This window comes from Bacteroides sp. (assembly GCF_028690125.1).
GTDB lineage: Bacteria > Bacteroidota > Bacteroidia > Bacteroidales > Bacteroidaceae > Bacteroides.
In genome coordinates this window covers 1-15482 of record NZ_JAQVBV010000067.1, presented here as the reverse complement: position 1 = coordinate 15482, position 15482 = coordinate 1, and the positions used below count along the sequence as shown (strand labels likewise).

At 38.6% G+C, this 15482-nt stretch carries 19 protein-coding genes; 17 read left to right on the top strand and 2 right to left on the bottom strand.

From position 1 onward, the window contains the following. Positions 1–272 precede the first annotated feature (272 nt). On the bottom strand, positions 273–1280 hold the full coding sequence (locus PHO71_RS23715) for a hypothetical protein (protein ID WP_300208395.1): 1008 nt from the start codon (positions 1278–1280) through the stop codon (positions 273–275). Between the two features lie 158 nt (positions 1281–1438). Further along, positions 1439–2803, bottom strand: coding sequence for a GDSL-type esterase/lipase family protein (locus PHO71_RS23710; protein WP_300208392.1), 1365 nt, complete (start codon positions 2801–2803; stop codon positions 1439–1441). 344 nt (positions 2804–3147) lie between these two features. Here PHO71_RS23710 and PHO71_RS23705 point away from each other — a divergent pair, with 344 nt between their 5' ends. The 17 genes from PHO71_RS23705 (at position 3148) to PHO71_RS23625 (ending at position 15262) form a co-directional block, all read left to right on the top strand. Next, positions 3148–3738, top strand: a complete 591-nt coding sequence (locus PHO71_RS23705) for a flavodoxin (protein ID WP_300208389.1) — start codon at positions 3148–3150, stop codon at positions 3736–3738. Continuing rightward, positions 3708–4127, top strand: coding sequence for a MerR family transcriptional regulator (locus PHO71_RS23700; RefSeq protein WP_300208386.1), 420 nt, complete (start codon positions 3708–3710; stop codon positions 4125–4127). The genes PHO71_RS23705 and PHO71_RS23700 overlap by 31 nt, the downstream gene beginning before the upstream one ends. Before the next feature lie 97 nt (positions 4128–4224). Continuing rightward, positions 4225–4959: an antibiotic biosynthesis monooxygenase gene (locus PHO71_RS23695; protein ID WP_300208383.1), complete on the top strand. Its 735-nt coding sequence runs from the start codon at positions 4225–4227 to the stop codon at positions 4957–4959. A 159-nt stretch (positions 4960–5118) separates the two neighbouring features. Further along, a complete protein-coding gene (locus PHO71_RS23690) occupies positions 5119–5679 on the top strand; it encodes a TetR/AcrR family transcriptional regulator (protein ID WP_300208381.1) in 561 nt (186 codons plus the stop codon). A gap of 200 nt (positions 5680–5879) precedes the next feature. Next, positions 5880–6428 (top strand): flavodoxin family protein, encoded by a 549-nt coding sequence (locus PHO71_RS23685; RefSeq protein ID WP_300208378.1) that lies wholly within the window; start codon positions 5880–5882, stop codon positions 6426–6428. A 41-nt stretch (positions 6429–6469) separates the two neighbouring features. Further along, positions 6470–6700, top strand: a complete 231-nt coding sequence (locus PHO71_RS23680) for a DUF4405 domain-containing protein (protein ID WP_300208376.1) — start codon at positions 6470–6472, stop codon at positions 6698–6700. Between the two features lie 31 nt (positions 6701–6731). After that, entirely contained in the window at positions 6732–7418 is a 687-nt protein-coding gene (locus PHO71_RS23675; RefSeq protein WP_300208373.1) for a flavodoxin family protein, read from the top strand. Between the two features lie 29 nt (positions 7419–7447). Then, positions 7448–8638, top strand: coding sequence for an MFS transporter (locus tag PHO71_RS23670; RefSeq protein ID WP_300208370.1), 1191 nt, complete (start codon positions 7448–7450; stop codon positions 8636–8638). Between the two features lie 55 nt (positions 8639–8693). Further along, positions 8694–8888: a 4-oxalocrotonate tautomerase DmpI gene (gene dmpI, locus PHO71_RS23665; protein WP_300208367.1), complete on the top strand. Its 195-nt coding sequence runs from the start codon at positions 8694–8696 to the stop codon at positions 8886–8888. Between the two features lie 79 nt (positions 8889–8967). After that, positions 8968–9525, top strand: coding sequence for a flavin reductase family protein (locus PHO71_RS23660; protein WP_300208365.1), 558 nt, complete (start codon positions 8968–8970; stop codon positions 9523–9525). Then, on the top strand, positions 9518–10684 hold the full coding sequence (locus PHO71_RS23655; protein ID WP_300208362.1) for an iron-containing alcohol dehydrogenase: 1167 nt from the start codon (positions 9518–9520) through the stop codon (positions 10682–10684). Before PHO71_RS23660 ends, PHO71_RS23655 begins: the two co-directional genes overlap by 8 nt. A 308-nt stretch (positions 10685–10992) precedes the next feature. Continuing rightward, complete coding sequence (locus tag PHO71_RS23650) at positions 10993–11889, top strand: LysR family transcriptional regulator (protein ID WP_300208359.1); 897 nt, start codon at positions 10993–10995, stop codon at positions 11887–11889. 216 nt (positions 11890–12105) lie between these two features. Next, positions 12106–12465, top strand: coding sequence for a MerR family transcriptional regulator (locus PHO71_RS23645; RefSeq protein WP_300208356.1), 360 nt, complete (start codon positions 12106–12108; stop codon positions 12463–12465). Between the two features lie 13 nt (positions 12466–12478). Next, positions 12479–13162, top strand: coding sequence for a flavodoxin family protein (locus PHO71_RS23640; RefSeq protein ID WP_300208353.1), 684 nt, complete (start codon positions 12479–12481; stop codon positions 13160–13162). Positions 13163–13173: 11 nt separating this feature from the next. After that, the gene (locus tag PHO71_RS23635) at positions 13174–13830 is read left to right on the top strand and encodes a DUF4405 domain-containing protein (protein WP_300208352.1); all 657 of its coding nucleotides are present in this window, start codon (positions 13174–13176) and stop codon (positions 13828–13830) included. Between the two features lie 18 nt (positions 13831–13848). After that, a complete protein-coding gene (locus PHO71_RS23630) occupies positions 13849–14505 on the top strand; it encodes a flavodoxin (RefSeq protein WP_300208350.1) in 657 nt (218 codons plus the stop codon). 28 nt (positions 14506–14533) lie between these two features. Next, positions 14534–15262 carry a carboxymuconolactone decarboxylase family protein gene (locus tag PHO71_RS23625; RefSeq protein WP_300208348.1) on the top strand — a complete coding sequence of 243 codons (729 nt, stop codon included), beginning with the start codon at positions 14534–14536 and terminating at the stop codon, positions 15260–15262. Positions 15263–15482: the final 220 nt, after the last annotated feature.

Here is a 15482-nt window from a genome sequence, read left to right as displayed (position 1 = left end):
TCCTTTCGATTAGTGTCTAGCAACTTTAATTGTATGTGAGTTATTTACTTTATGCTCATTTTTTGTGCAAAAAAATGTTGGAGTAAACATGCTCTTGCGTGCTTACCCCAACATTTATTATAGAACCTAATTTAACTGCTTAATTGGCTGTTTCGTAATTGTAACGCCTGTATTGCTGGGAATGTTGCTTGTTTTGAGATGAAAGTTAAGAATAGATGATATCGTATTGTGTAATGATGACTTGAAAAAAATATTAGAATAATGGAAATGTATTAATTAAGTTCCTTCAAAGACTGTAAAAAATGATAGATAGCGGTGTTATATAGTTGCTGATTATCAGCTAATGCGGATGCATGTTCTGAATTTGGAAAAAGATATAGTTGGCTTGGACCTTTCGTTGCGTGCTGTAATTCAAAAGACATTGATGAAGGAACTATTTTGTCATTTTCGTTATGGAGATACAATATTGGTGTTGTAACATGTTGAACAGAATGAAGTGGAGAAGTATCTTGAAGCGTTGAATGGGAATAAAAATAAGAAATATAACTCACATAGTGTAAAATGATGCTGGAAAAAAATTCATTATTCAATAAAGGTAATTTATACTCGGCTATATAGGAATAGAGCCATTGTTTAATATGGAAAGAAAATAGAGACTCAGCATCGGAGTAAGCACTGTCGGCAATATAAAAAGATACGTTCTTTTCGTTTTCGTTGAGTTCTGCATGTAACAATGCAGTTGCGGCACCTAATGCGACTCCATGAATACCGATGGGACCATCTGGAATACGATGCTTAATCCAATTAACCCATTGTGATATATCATATTTTTCTAAACGTCCCCAAGAGATGGAATTACCACCACTATCTTCGTGAGATTGTGATTCTATTAAAAGCACATTGAATCCGGAGCGAAAATAAATTTCTAGATAATCAAGATCTATATCACGAGCGTTTGGAAGGCCGCTTATAAATAGTATAGTTTTATTTGTGGTTATAGTATTGGGCATAAAGATCCCATTCAATTTGTAACCAAAAGGGGAAGAGATAGAAATAGCTTCTTTCTGATGGAAAGTTTCAGCGTGTTTAAACTCTTGAGGATATTTGATATCTTTGTTTTGCGACTCTATATCAGAAAATTGTTTATTAGTTTGTTTATAAATATCGTAACTGATCATAATTGCAGATAAATTAATGAAAACTATTAGGACTAGTGTGCTGATAAAACAAGGAATAAAGCGCAGTGGGGTTATCTTGAAATACATAAAATCAATCACCATCCTAATTTTGAAGTATGGGATCCAGGCTATATGTTTTTTTATTAGTATTGGGGTTTCGCCAACTACAAACTATTAAACACAATATGTTTTGGAATTTTTTCAGAGTGCAGTGTAGTCTGTTTACGTATACTTATTTCGGATCAACAGTTTAGTCGTAATTATAAAGAATGAAAGCCGTTTGTACATAACCAATACGAATTTATAACTTTCGCTATTTGTTTTTTTCCTTGAATATCCAAATGTAAGCCATCAACGGCTAAGTTAGGTAAAAGCACACCTTGAGAAGAACCTATGTCGCGTGCTACATCAATATGTGTTTGGGTGCGAATAAATTGGTTAACCAAGCGAAATTGCTCTTGCCAGTTGGATACTGTGGGTTCATCAAAGACTTCTTTTATGTGAGCAGGATTGACCGGCGGAAGGGTTAAAAAAATAGGCTTTATACCATGAACAAGACATTTTTCTTTCAATTCGCTAAGGTCGGCTATAACTTCAGAAGCTGATGTACCGCCGCGAAGGCTATTAGTTCCGCCCATAATAAGCAGATATTGCGGTTGGAATGGCAATACATCTTCGTCAAAACGTTCTACAAGCGCTTCGCTAGTGTCACCGCTTTTCCCAAGATTCATAGTAGGAAAGGTCAGGTAATGTTGGTAACTGTACTCCCAATCAGCTGGTGAATAGGAAATGCTTCCACCGCCATGGGTAATACTATCCCCATAAGTTGCAACTTCAATGGACGAGTGCGGAGAGACGGTAAACGTTCCGGTATCAGAAAAAACACCTACAGGATCCCCTTCAGCAGTTAGTCCTCGGACACGCCAATAAAATGGTTGTTCTGCTGTTCTAGCTGTTGTGTCATAATAATCAAATCCCCTAGCGATTGCGGCAGAAATGCGATGCGAAGAAGGTGACGTGCTATTGGGATTTTCCGGAGGAGCGTCCAAAATTTCCACTTCATATTTTTCAGCCCCTGCGATGGGAATCCAAGAATAAACAGGATAGAGCAGTATTCCTCCAGGACTTTGATTAAAGATAGATGTGATAAGAGGTTTTTGCAGAGAATTATGATAAAAATCGACTGAGAGTGGTTCGGCACTAGAGAACTGACTTAGTGGTTTTCCTTTGGAATCTAAAGCCCGCACACGCCAATATAGAGCTGATGTATCATAAGGTGATAAGTCAGCATTGTATCCATTGACATAAATTTTAGTTGTCGAGAAAAGACAATATGGTGTTGGAGCAGGGCGATTAGCGTTTTCTGGAATTTGAGTTAGTAGCTCTAATTCGTAAGCAACGGCACCTTCTACTTTAGTCCAAGTGAGAGTTGGCTTCAAAGAAGCAGGACTATCTTTGGTATAATGTATGGTTGCTTGTGGTTGATTCGATTGAGCCGTTGTTTTGCAGGCGCTCCAAGCGGATACTATACTGGTCGTCTTAATAATAAAAGTTTCTCCTAGCCAGGCGAAAACAACAACCGATAAAGAAAGAAAAGTAAATAGTGCTAAACGAGAAAAGTTCATTGGCGGTAGCCTCCTTGAAAAAAGGAATAGGTTTACTCGGAATTAATGATACAACTTTAAGTTTGCTCGAAGTCAAGAGGAAAATATGTTATTTGATAAAATCGATTTAGAAACTTGACAAAGAAAAAAATTTTAGGTATTTTAAGAACAATAAAATGAACGTTCATTCCGCTGGTTGTTTAATACAAATACACTGTAAGTAAGGTGGTTCTTAGAGGAGTATTAGCAGGTTATTTGAAGGGCATTTTTATTTCAGAACCGTGAGTTTAAAGAGATTCAAGTTGTGAAGCAGCGTATTATGTGTAAAAATTTATGAAAATGTGGTGGGGTTAATGAAGCGATGCGTGGCTGTAGTAATGGTGGCACTACTTCTTTGTTTGCTCAGCGGCTGTGGAATGGGCACTAGCTTCTGTGCTTCGAAGCAGGATGAGCAAAGGCCAAGTGCAGATACAGCAAGAAAAATATTGATTGTTTACTATTCGCGCTCTGGTGATACTCGTGAACTGGCTCAAGTAATACAAGAAAATGTTGGAGGTGATTTACTAGAATTGCAAACAGTGGAGCCTTACCCTAAAGAAGATGAAAAAATTGCAGAACAAGCTAAACCAGAAATTACACAAGGAATTAAGGCAATATTAAAACCAATTATTTATGACGTCAAAGATTATGATTTAATTTTTGTGGGCTATCCCATTTGGCGCGGAACCATTGCACCGCCAGTGACATCGTTTTTAATACAAAATGACTTTACGAATAAAACTCTCATACCATTTTGTACACATGGTGGGAACGGGGAAGTTAACAGTGTTAGCGACATTCAAAAACTGCTCCCCAGGGCACTGGTTCTTAACGGCTTTGCTGCAAATGGAAGTAATGTGGAAAATGAGAAGCAGAATATTATAAATTGGCTGAGCAAAATTCAAATTGGAGAGTAGGTTTTAGTTTTGAAATTGAAATACATGAAAGAAAGGATACGGAGATGACAATTGCGACTGTAAGTGAAAAAGTTGGAATTTCAGCAGACACACTACGTTATTACGAGCGCATTGGATTAATTCCAACAGTGAGAAGAAATAAAAGTGGGAATCGTGAGTATACGGAGGAAGACTGCAGTCGTGTTGAATTTATTAAATGTATGCGTGACTCAGGACTATCCATAAAAAGACTAATGGAATACTTTTATTTGTTTCAGCAAGGGGATAGAACGATTGAGCGTCGTAGAAATCTTCTGATAGAACACCGCAAAAATATTATGGAAAAAATAGAAGAAATGAAAAAGACAGTAGAACGGTTGGATGGGAAAATTTCTCGCTATGGTTATTGAAAAGATATTGAATTCAAATGCAAAAGAGAAAAACAGTAAGATATATGTACAATTTTTAGAAATAGTTAAGAGCTGAAATATGGAAGGGAGAGCGCAAATGAAAAAGATAAAATTTAAAAAATATGCAATGATCCTTTTAGGAGGACTTTTAACAGTTAGCTCATCTATTTATGCGAATCCAATACAAACACCAGAAGGGAAAATGCCATTTGTCCATTGGGCCGTCGTAGAGGCAACCGAAGGGCACATGCCTCAAATATTGTCTTTGGGAGTTAAAAATGTAGCTCCTACTGCGGCCAAAGAACTTGGCACATATGCTTTATATGGTGGAGTTGATAAGCATAACTCGAATCTGCTGCGTATATTAGAAATCTATGAAGATGAAAATGCTTATCAAATACATCGGTCTAGCAATGGATTTAAGCTGTATCAGCTGGAACGGGCCAATTTTCTTTCTAAGCTCATAATTTTAGAAGCAAAGCCCATTGTACTTGAGCAGAAAAGCACTGGGACAGGAAGCTCTGTATATATGGACTTAATTGTAGTAAAAAGTGATAAAATCGATGAATATGAAAACTTAATAAGAAAAGAGATGCAACGAGCCGTGAACGATGACGAAGGAGTTTTGGGTCTATTTGCAACTGCTGAAAAAGATAATCCAGGGAGAATTCATACAATGGGAATTTATGAAAATCAAACAGCGTATGAGCGATACATTCACTCTTCAAATTATAAAAACTTCTGCGAGAGTGTGGAAGCTATGATTATGAAACAACATTCGATAGAAAATCAGCCAACCGCTATAGTGTTAAGTAGTAAAGGCCTAAATTGAACGCTTTTATATGCACTAGGATGTTGTCTGTTTTTCTTGAAGTTTTTCACATGAGAAAGAATATAGGAGGAAAGTTGCTTGACAAAAATCGATAGATAAGCTAAATTGCTCATTAATAATGAATCCTCATTCCGATAGAATGTTAAGGAGTCGATATAAATGAAAGATAAGAAAGCAGCTGTTTTAGCAGCTACCTTAGAGCTAATATCTGAACAAGGCTTTCATGGAACTCCCATGTCTCAAATTGCTCAAAAGGCCAATATAGGTGTTGGTACTATTTATCGTTATTTTCCAAGCAAAGAAAATTTGATTAACGAACTTTATATTCACGTGAAGGCTCGTTTGGCCTCCTATGTCTTTAAAAATTATATTGAAAATATGCCGGTTCGAAAAAGCTTTTTGCATTTATTGAGGACCATCGTTGATTATTTCTTAAAGAATCCTATTGATTTTTTGTTTATGGAGCAATATGCAACTTCTCCTCTAATTACTGTAGCTACTCGTCAAGAAGGATTGCGCATGTTTGAGGCGGCGACTAAATTGTTTATTCGCGCCAAAGAAGAGGAGTTAATTAAAGACCTCCCTCTAGATTTGATCAATACATTTACGTATGGTGCAACACGGTCATTAGTGAGTATGTATCTATTTAGTGATGATAAACCATCGGATGAAATTCTTAATGAAGGAATCGTGGCCATCTGGGACGGGATAAGAAAGTAATTTTGAATTATATAGTCAAGAGCATTAGGTCGAGTGGCATATCAAAATAAGAGTGTAGCAGTGCAACCAGAAGGGTGGAATAGCTTCACTTTGGTATTAGTAATTAAGATTTTTTGCCACATATAGAATGAACGTTCACTCCACGAAAGAGAGTAGAGTGGTGAAAAAATAGTATTTTTCTATTGGGATTGATAATCAAAATGGAGGAAAGAGCATTGAAGCAAATTGTTGTAATTACAGGAAGCCCGCATAAAAGTGGAACTACGTCGCGCATGGCAGAAGAATTTGTCAATAGTTCGCGCAGTAGAGGAAATGAAGTGTATAGATTTGATGCAGCGTTTGAAAATGTAACTGCCTGTACTGGTTGTGAATATTGCCGAAGCCATGAAGGGCAGTGTTTATTTGCAGATTCAATGGAGTATTTGAAGCCAAAACTAATTCAAGCAAATCTAGTTGTTTTTGTCACGCCATTATATTATTTCGATATGAGTTCTTACCTCAAGGGAGTAATTGATAGATTTCATGCATTTAACAAACTGTTGCTAGATAAAGAGGTGGTGTTGCTGACAGCAGTTGCTGAGCATGAAGATTGGGCTACGGACGGCATAGTAAATCACTATCAATCTATTTGTCGTTATATGAATTGGTCAAATAGAGGAATGATTTTGGCTAAGGGATGTACGACACCAGCTGATATTGAGAAGACTAGTTATCTCCAACAGGTATATGTTTTAGCGGCAAGTATTTGAGTATTAAGCATTGACTAGTTCCAACTAGAAAGAAGGGTATTATGTCTAAACTGCATAAAAATCTTATTATTGATCTTGTTTTACTAGTATCTTCTTTAGGTTGTATTGCAAGTGGATTTATGTTTCATTTTCGTTTCTTTGGTATGTTTGATGCTAAAACGCTTGTTGATTTCCATGTGTGGTGTTCGTATGTTCTATTAGTCAGCGGGTTGGCCCATTTGGCATTTCATATTACTTGGCTGAAAAGTGCTTTGCAGAACTTTTGTAAGTGATATTGCGCTAAAGAACAAGAGGTGTTTGAAGATGAATAATGAAAGTCGGGTATTATCGCGGCGGAACTTTTTAAAGGTAACAGGAGGAAGCATGCTTGCGATAGCGAGTGGAGCTACTTTGGGATGTTCACTGGATAGAATTAACAACAGTACAGCTGAGAATATAGTGAAAAATGAGCATGCAAAAAAAATTCTAGTTTTGACTGGTAGCCCTCATAGAAACGGAACAACAGCACTTTTGGCCGAACAGTTTATTCAAGGGGCTAAAAGTAAGGGGCATTTAGTGAATCGCTTCGACAGCGCATTTGAAAATGTAAAGCCATGCAATAGGTGTGAATACTGCAAAGAGAATAGTGGAAAATGCATATTTGAAGACGCAATGGAACGTCTTAGTCCGGAATTGGTAGCTGCTGATGTACTGGTCTTAGTTACGCCAATATATTACTTTGGAATGACTAGACAATTGAAATGTGTTATTGAACGCTTTTATTCTCAAAATGTAGCATTGCAAGGAAAGAAAAGTACGATGCTTCTTGCGGCAAGCGGAAGTAAGGTTGATTGGGTGATGGATGGGTTGTTAGGGCATTACAAATGTCTTTGTCGCTATATGAAGTGGGAAGATCAAGGAAGTATTTTAGCTGCGGGTTGTCCCACACGAGAGCACTTACTAAATACTTCTTTTCCCGAGCTGGCAAACACACTTGGGGCTAGTGTATAGACTATATATTAAAGAAAGCTGGAACCTACGTGATTGGTGTAAAGAATGAAATGTTAAATAGTAGTGTCTATTTGTCAAAAAAAATAATCTTTTTGCTCACCGTTGCAGGAGGGCTTGCGGTAGCAAACCTTTATTACAACCAGCCGTTGTTAGCTGAGATTGCTAGAAGTTTTAATACAGATTCGCAAGCGGTTAGTATAATATCGACATTGACGCAATTAGGATATGCCTGCGGAATATTCTTATTTGTACCTATCGGTGATATAAGAGAAAAGAAACAGTTAATTTTAATGTTGCTAGTAGCTGTAGCGTTATCTCTTTTAGGTGTTGCTACAGCTACTAATTTGACTTGGATGTATGTTGCAAGCTTTGCAGTCGGCTTAACCACGGTTGTTCCACAAATAATAACACCACTTGTTGCACAGCTGTCGAAACCTGAAGAAAAAGGGAGGGCAGTTGGCTTAGTTGTAAGTGGATTGTTAATTGGAATTTTGGTAGCAAGAACTGTAGCTGGCTATGTTGGGTATATTATCGGCTGGCGGTATATGTTCGTATTTGCGTCTATTCTGATGTGTTCATTAGCCTTAGTTTTGTATTTTTCTTTGCCTGCTACGGGAGTAAGTGAAAAACTAACATATAGAGCGCTTTTGAGGTCTGTATTTAGCATAATTTCTAAATATAGTATGTTGAGGCGAGTATCAATTTCAGGAGCTATGTTGTTTGGTGCATTTAGTGCATTTTGGACGACCCTCACTTTTTTATTAGAAGATCCACCTTATTATATGCATAGTGATCAAATCGGGTTATTTGGACTGTTGGGGGCGGCCGGGGCTTTAGGCGTATCGCTTATTGGTCGTTTAAATGATAGCAGAGAGCCTCGAATTATTGCGGTTAAGTGTGTTTCAATTGGGATCTTATCTTTTATTATTCTTTCTTTTTTCGAGGGTGAGCTTTTTGGGATTATTGTAGGAGTAGTTTTATTAGATTTTGGTATTCAAGGAGCACAAGTTTCTAATCAAACTAGAATTTACGCTTTAAGCACCAATGAAAGAAGTAGAATTAACACCGTATTTGTTGTAAGTAATTTTATTGGTGCGGCTGTGGGGTCTTTGCTAGGTGCATTAGCCTGGAATTGGTTTAAGTGGCAGGGAGTATGTGTTGTTGGAGTGGTTCTGATGTTAGTCGCACTTGGCAGCACAATAATTGAGGAAGATCAATAGATAGTTGAAACAAAGTTTGTTAGGTAGGCAAGTCTAAAGAGAGGGAGTGAGAGTGATGCCGGTAATAACAGTAGAAGCTGGAACTTTAAATAAAGAACAAAAAAGTAAACTGGTTAGTGAGCTCACCAATATAGCAGCAACAGTAATGGATATACCAAAACAAGCTTTCATTGTAGTGCTAAAAGAAAACGAGCAAAACAATATTGGATTTGGTGGTCAATTGCTTTCTGAGAACAAGCTAAATAATTAGTTGATTATATGGTGTTTAAGTATAAGAATAACTTTCAACTAAATCAAGAAATATGAACAAAGGATAGGAGGACTTACTTGTGAAAAAGAACTTAGGAAAGGTTATGGCACTATACCCAATGCCATTAGTGGTTGTTGGAACCATGATAGAAGGGAAACCAAACTGGTTAATTGCAGGACACGTAGGAATTATTGGTCATGATAGATTGATGTTAAGCTCTATGAAAAACCATTATACCAATATAGGCGTGCGCGAAAATAAAGTGCTTTCAGTAAACATTGTAGATGAAAAACTACTGCCTAAGGCGGATTATGTTGGAAGTGTTAGTGGTTTTAAGATTGATAAATCGGAAGTGTTTTCTTGGCATATTGGAGAATTTGGAGCTCCCATTCTTGAGGAATCGCTGCTTGTAATGGAATGTCACGTAGAGGATATATATGAAACAATAGCTTTTGATAATTTCGTTCTAGAAATTAGTGCTACGTTGGCAGAAGAAAGTATTTTGAATGCTGAGGGCAAAATTGACTATAATATATTGAAACCGATATTGTTTGAGTTTCCAACATATTCATACTATAAAACAGGTGATTTTGCAGGGAAATGCTTGAAACTTGATAAGGAGAAAAATCATGAATAATTTTAGATTTTGTGTGGGAACGGATATATTATTCGGGAAAAATCAATTGAAAAATCTACCTAAAGCAATGCAAGTGTACGGGAAAAAAGTACTGCTTGTATTTGGTGGAGGGAGTATTAAGCAAAGCGGTTTATATGATAAGTTATTGTTTGAATTAAAGGATTTTGAAATTCATGAATTGAGTGGAGTAGAGCCAAATCCACGTGTTGAAACGGTGCGTAAAGGGGTTGAAGTTTGTCGCGAAAAAGGCATTGAGGTATTGCTGGCTGTTGGCGGTGGCAGTACAATTGATTGTGCTAAAGCGATTGCTGCAGCAACCTTTTATGAAGGCGATGCATGGGATATGGTATTGAATGCAGCAGATGGTTCAATTGGGAAAACGTTACCCGTATGTACTGTGCTCACACTTGCTGCAACGGGAAGTGAAATGGATTCTGCAGCCGTTGTTTCTAATCTAGAAACTCGCGAAAAGCTGACAATAATTAACTCTGGCCTTCTCCCTAAGTGCTCGGTCCTGGATCCGGAAAATACGTTTAGCGTTCCGGAAGCTCAAACTGCAGCAGGAAGCGTAGATATTATGTCACATGTTATGGAGGTGTACTTTGGTTCGGAAAAAACATTTCTAACAGATCGTATCTGTGAAGCGCTGTTAAAAACCGTTATTCAATTTGCGCCAATAGCATTAGAAGAGCCAAGGGATTTTGAAGCCCGTGCAAATTTAATGTGGGCAAGTTCTTTGGCAATAAATGGACTTTGTAATGCTGGAAAAGCACATGACTGGTCTTGTCATTATATTGAACATGAGCTTTCGGCTTATTATGATATTACCCACGGTGTTGGGTTAGCCATTGTTACACCACAATGGATGCGGTATGTATTAAATGAAAATACAGTGGATAAATTTGCAACTTTTGCGGTTAACGTTTGGAATGTAGATGAAAAACTTGATAAGTTTGAACAAGCAAACGAAGGTATTAAATGCTTAGAAAGTTTCTTCAAAAAATTAGCTATTCCAATGACTCTTTCTGAAGTAAACATTGGTGAAACACATTTTGAAGCGATGGCAAAGCATGCAGTTAAGCATACGGGATTGAACAAATATTCCTATGTATTGTTAAATGAGAAAGACATCGTTGCTATCTTGAAAATGTGTTTATGATTATCGAAACGGTGGTTTTGAATTTAAAGTAGTGTGCATATGTACTGATATGCTTATAAAGTTCCTAATTTATCCGTCATCCACTCCCGTTCTTATTGAGGTGTTCAATAACATGCAAGCAATAAAATTCTGTTCAAGAGCCAAATAACTGTCAAAGAAAATGCTTAATATGAGGGCTGATTTTATAAAGCATGGATAAAGGAGATAGTGGAGTTCTTTGTAGACAAGGATATTTGAGCAATGGAGTAGAGTAGAAGAAGAAAAAGGTAAATTGAATTGTGAAGAATTAATAGACAAGGAGGCTTTCTGTGGATTTTCGAATATTGAACTACTTTTTGATGGTTGCAAGAGAAGAGAATATCACGAAGGCAGCACAAATTCTTCATGTTTCCCAACCGACGCTGTCTAGGCAGCTTATTCAGCTAGAACAAGAATTAGGCGTAAAATTATTTCGTCGAAGCAACCATACTATTTATCTTACGACGGAAGGCATGCTTTTTCGTCGCAGAGCTAGCGAGCTCGTACAGTTAGCGGAAAAAATGAAATTGGAATTGTCACAACAAGAAGAAACGGTCAGCGGAGAAATATCCATCGGTTGTGGAGAGTTATTGAGTATTCAAGAATTAGGATCCTTGGTATCTTCTTTTCAACAAAAACATCCGTTGGTTAAGTTTCACTTGCACAGCAGTTATACTCAAGATATTAAAGACTGGCTGGAACAAGGTGTTTTAGATTTAGGATTGATGTTGGAACCGGTTGATGTTAGTAAATATAATTTTGTACGTATGCAGCAAAAAGAAGAGTGGGGTGTCTTGGTAAGGGACGATTCCCCTTTGGCGCAAGCGAAGGTTTTGCTGCCGCAAGATTTAGCCAAAGTGCCCATCATTACCACCAGAAATATGAAAGTAGACAGTGAAATTGTCAGTTGGTTTGGGGATTACGCCAAGCAAATGCATGTCGTTCTTACCTATAATTTGCTATATAACGGGGCTATGATGGTACGCCAAGGAATGGGAGTGGCACTGGGCTTGAACCTGCATTGCCACTACCCCGGATTGAAATTTATTCCTATGGTTCCTAAGCTAGAGTTAAGCTCCGTTCTGGTCTGGCAAGAACATCAAGTATACTCGAAAGCTGTGCAGGCGTTTATTCAATTTGTGAAGACATGTAAAAAGGAATTGCTACTGACAACGTCACCGACTTAGAAGAAATTCATAGACTATATAGATTGTGGGTGCTCAGCAATGGGCACCTGTTTTTTATTTTCTGGAAGCGTCAGTCAACACTAGAAATCTATTTGCCGTTCAGCCTGCAATAGATATGCAAAAAATGAATGGACAACCATTTACTATAAGCATTAGCTATTTTTGAAGCAATTTTGTAAAGTAGGAAACGGATAGTTTTGTGAAGAGGGGATGCATTTGACCAAGGATGAAGTAAGTAGAAGATATCAAATTCCAATCACTATTTTAGACGAATATCAGTCCTGGGGACTGTGTGGTGCAGTAAAGGTTGCCATGGCGGATTGGCAGTATGATGAGCAAGATTTAGAACGTCTGAGCATGATTATGGCGCTTCATGATATTGGCTTTGACACGATAGCAGTTGAAGAATACATGAAACTACTCCTCGAAGGGGAAAAGACCCAAGGTGCTAGATTATCAATGTTAAACAAGCAGCGCGGTAAAACCTTAGAAGAAATTCACTTAAAAGAACGTCAATTGGAACGGTTGGATTATTTGCGGCACGTCATGCGTGAGGGAACTATAAAACCAGAATGAGGAGGAAGAGAGTATGGTTAGGCGAGAGTTTCTGAAAATTGGCGGAGTGGGGGCCATGACACTCCTTTTAAGCGGCTGTGGCTTGGCCGCTTTATCCGACTCTACAAAAAAATCAGAGGGTGACATTCCGGTTAAAGGAAGTGTATCAGGAGGTAAGAGCATGAAGATTGTAGTTATCAGTAGCAGTCCGCATCCGAAAAATGAATCGACGTCCATTTATTTAGCGGACAAATTCATAGAAGGGGCTAAAAGCGCCGGACATGAGGTATTTACCTTTGATGCAGCCAACGAGGATACGCATCCTTGTCGCGGCTGTGACAAATGTCAGATGGATGGTCCTTGCATTTTCCAGGACGCGATCGAACAAAAACTTATGCCGAAAATGTTGGAAGCGGATATGTTGGTTCTGGTTACCCCGCTCTACTATTACGGCATGTCCGCCCAGTTGAAGATTGTTGTGGATCGCTTCTATTCGCGTACCGGAAAACTCCATGGCAAAAAATCGGTTCTCATGGCAACGGCGTATAACAGTGCAGATTGGACCATGAGCGCACTAGCAGACCATTACGGTACGTTGGTGCGCTATATGAACTGGGATAATATCGGTACCGTTTTAGCGATAGGCTGTGGTTCTCGTTCTCTAGTAGAAAAATCGGACTTTGGCAACCAAGCGTATAAAATTGGAGCAAGCCTTTAAGGAGAACGTCCATGAAAAGGCTTAGTTTGAACGTGGCAATATGGATGGCCTTTTTGCTGCTCATGAGCTTTCAGTATTTGCCGAAGATCCTCCACGAAATAGGCGGCATTATCTGGATTTTGGCGATACTTTTGCACCTTTTCTGGAATCGGAAATGGTTTAAAGCATTGTTACAGGGAAAATGGACTGTCCTGCGTAGCCTGACTATGCTCGTCAACATACTGCTCGTCATCAGCAGCCTAACGGTATTATTGTCAGGGATCTGTATTTCCAATCATGTCTTTAAAGACATGATTCCGCTCTCAATGCAACGTAATATAATCATCCATCAGTTGCATGTATCATTCCCCTACTGGATGATACTTCTTTTGGGGTTTCATATCGGTCTTCACTGGCAAGGACTATGGCAACGATTTATTAAGGCGCTTCAGTGGAATAGCCATTCGATGACGTATCACATCGGTTGTTCTTGCTTTATGTTGCTCCTATGCATTGGCGGCATTTATGGTTCCATAATGAATCGTATCGGTGATCGCTTGCAATTGAAACATATTTTTGCTACTGCCGCGACACAAACTTCTTGGGGAATATTTATTTTACTACTAATCAGTATCATGGGCCTGTATGCAGTTGTAGCCTATACGCTGCAGCGAAAAGCGAAAGATTGAAAGGAGAGGAAACGGTTAATGGTGATTAAGAAACGAATATCCGCATTGGTTGTTCTAACCTGTTTATTACTTGTTGCTCTTACGGGCTGTGGGAGTACCACTGCAACGGAGAAAGCTCAACCCTCTGAAGGAGCGCAATCGGAGGCGAGCGGGAAAAATCAAACGCAGCCACAAGGAGAACAGCGGAAAATTTTAGTGGCGTATTTTTCAAGTACTGGACATACACAATCCCTCGCCAAAAATACAGCAGAGGTGCTTCAGGCAGATCTGTATGAAATTGTACCGCAAGTTCCTTATACCAAAAACGATCTAAATTATAATGATGAATCTACACGAGCAACAGTAGAACAGAAAAACGCCAATGCTCGTCCAGCCATTTCAGGAAAAGCAGCCAATTTTGAAAAATACGATACGATTGTACTCGCATATCCGATCTGGTGGGGGCAAGCTCCAAGAATTATAGATACGTTTGTGGAAAGCTATGATTTTTCAAACAAGACCATTGTGCCAATTTGCACTTCTGCAAGTAGTGAGATTGGCTCTAGTGCTGATGCACTTCGTCCTTTGTGTTCTAGCTCAGCAAAATGGGTAGCAGGAAAGCGCTTTAGTGAAGGAACCTCAAAAAACGAGTTAAGCAGCTGGTTTGCCTCTATTAAGATTATCGATAAAAAGTAATATTTATTATGTAGGGAGAGGAAGGCTTTTGAAAAAAACAATTATGCTACTCTTGGTGGGACTTGTTTTCTCAATGGTTCATTTTACTACTATTTCGGAGGCGAAGAGTGTGGAAGCTGAAAAGCAGGGACTAAATGAAAAGCAAGCTGCAATTGTGACGATTGCGGCATTTACTGCTAAAGGCGATTTAGCGGAGTTAAAAGTTGCACTAAATGAAGGACTAGATGCGGGATTAACCGTGAATGAAATCAAAGAAGTACTGGTGCAAATGTATGCTTATACTGGGTTTCCTCGCAGTTTAAACGGTATCAGCACATTCATGACAGTTATGGATGAACGAAAAGCAAAAGGGATTCAGGATGAGGAAGGCAGGGAAGCCAGTGCATTGCCGACTGATAAAAGCAGTATTGAACTTGGCACAAACATTCAAACGCAAATATCCAAAGGCCCAGTACGTGGCCCGCTGTTTACCTTTGCTCCGGCTATTGATCAGTTTTTAAAAGGACATTTGTTTGGGGATATATTCGGACGTGATGTGTTGGATTTTCAAACTAGAGAGGTCGCAACTATTGCCGCCTTAGCCAGTATGGAAGGTGTAAACCCGCAACTACAAGCTCATTTTAGAATCGGCTCCAATACGGGGTTAACCGAAGAACAGTTGAAAAGTTTAATAACCGTGTTGAATAAGCGAGTAGATTCAAGCGTTGCAAATAATGCCAACAATGTGTTAGCGCAAGTAAAGTCGACTAAAAGCTGATCCCATACAATACAGAGTTAATAAGGCATAAATTCACGAAAGCCAGTTACTACTAGCATGTAATAACTGGCTTTTAGAAAATTCGATTTTGAGCGCAAATTGCAAGTGCAAGTTGAACACTTTGGTAAAGTAGAACAGTAGTTTAAATTAAGCAGCATAAATAGAGTCAAGAAAGTCTTCGAAAAGGTCGTCTGGAGTTCGATAACCGAGGCGCTTGCGT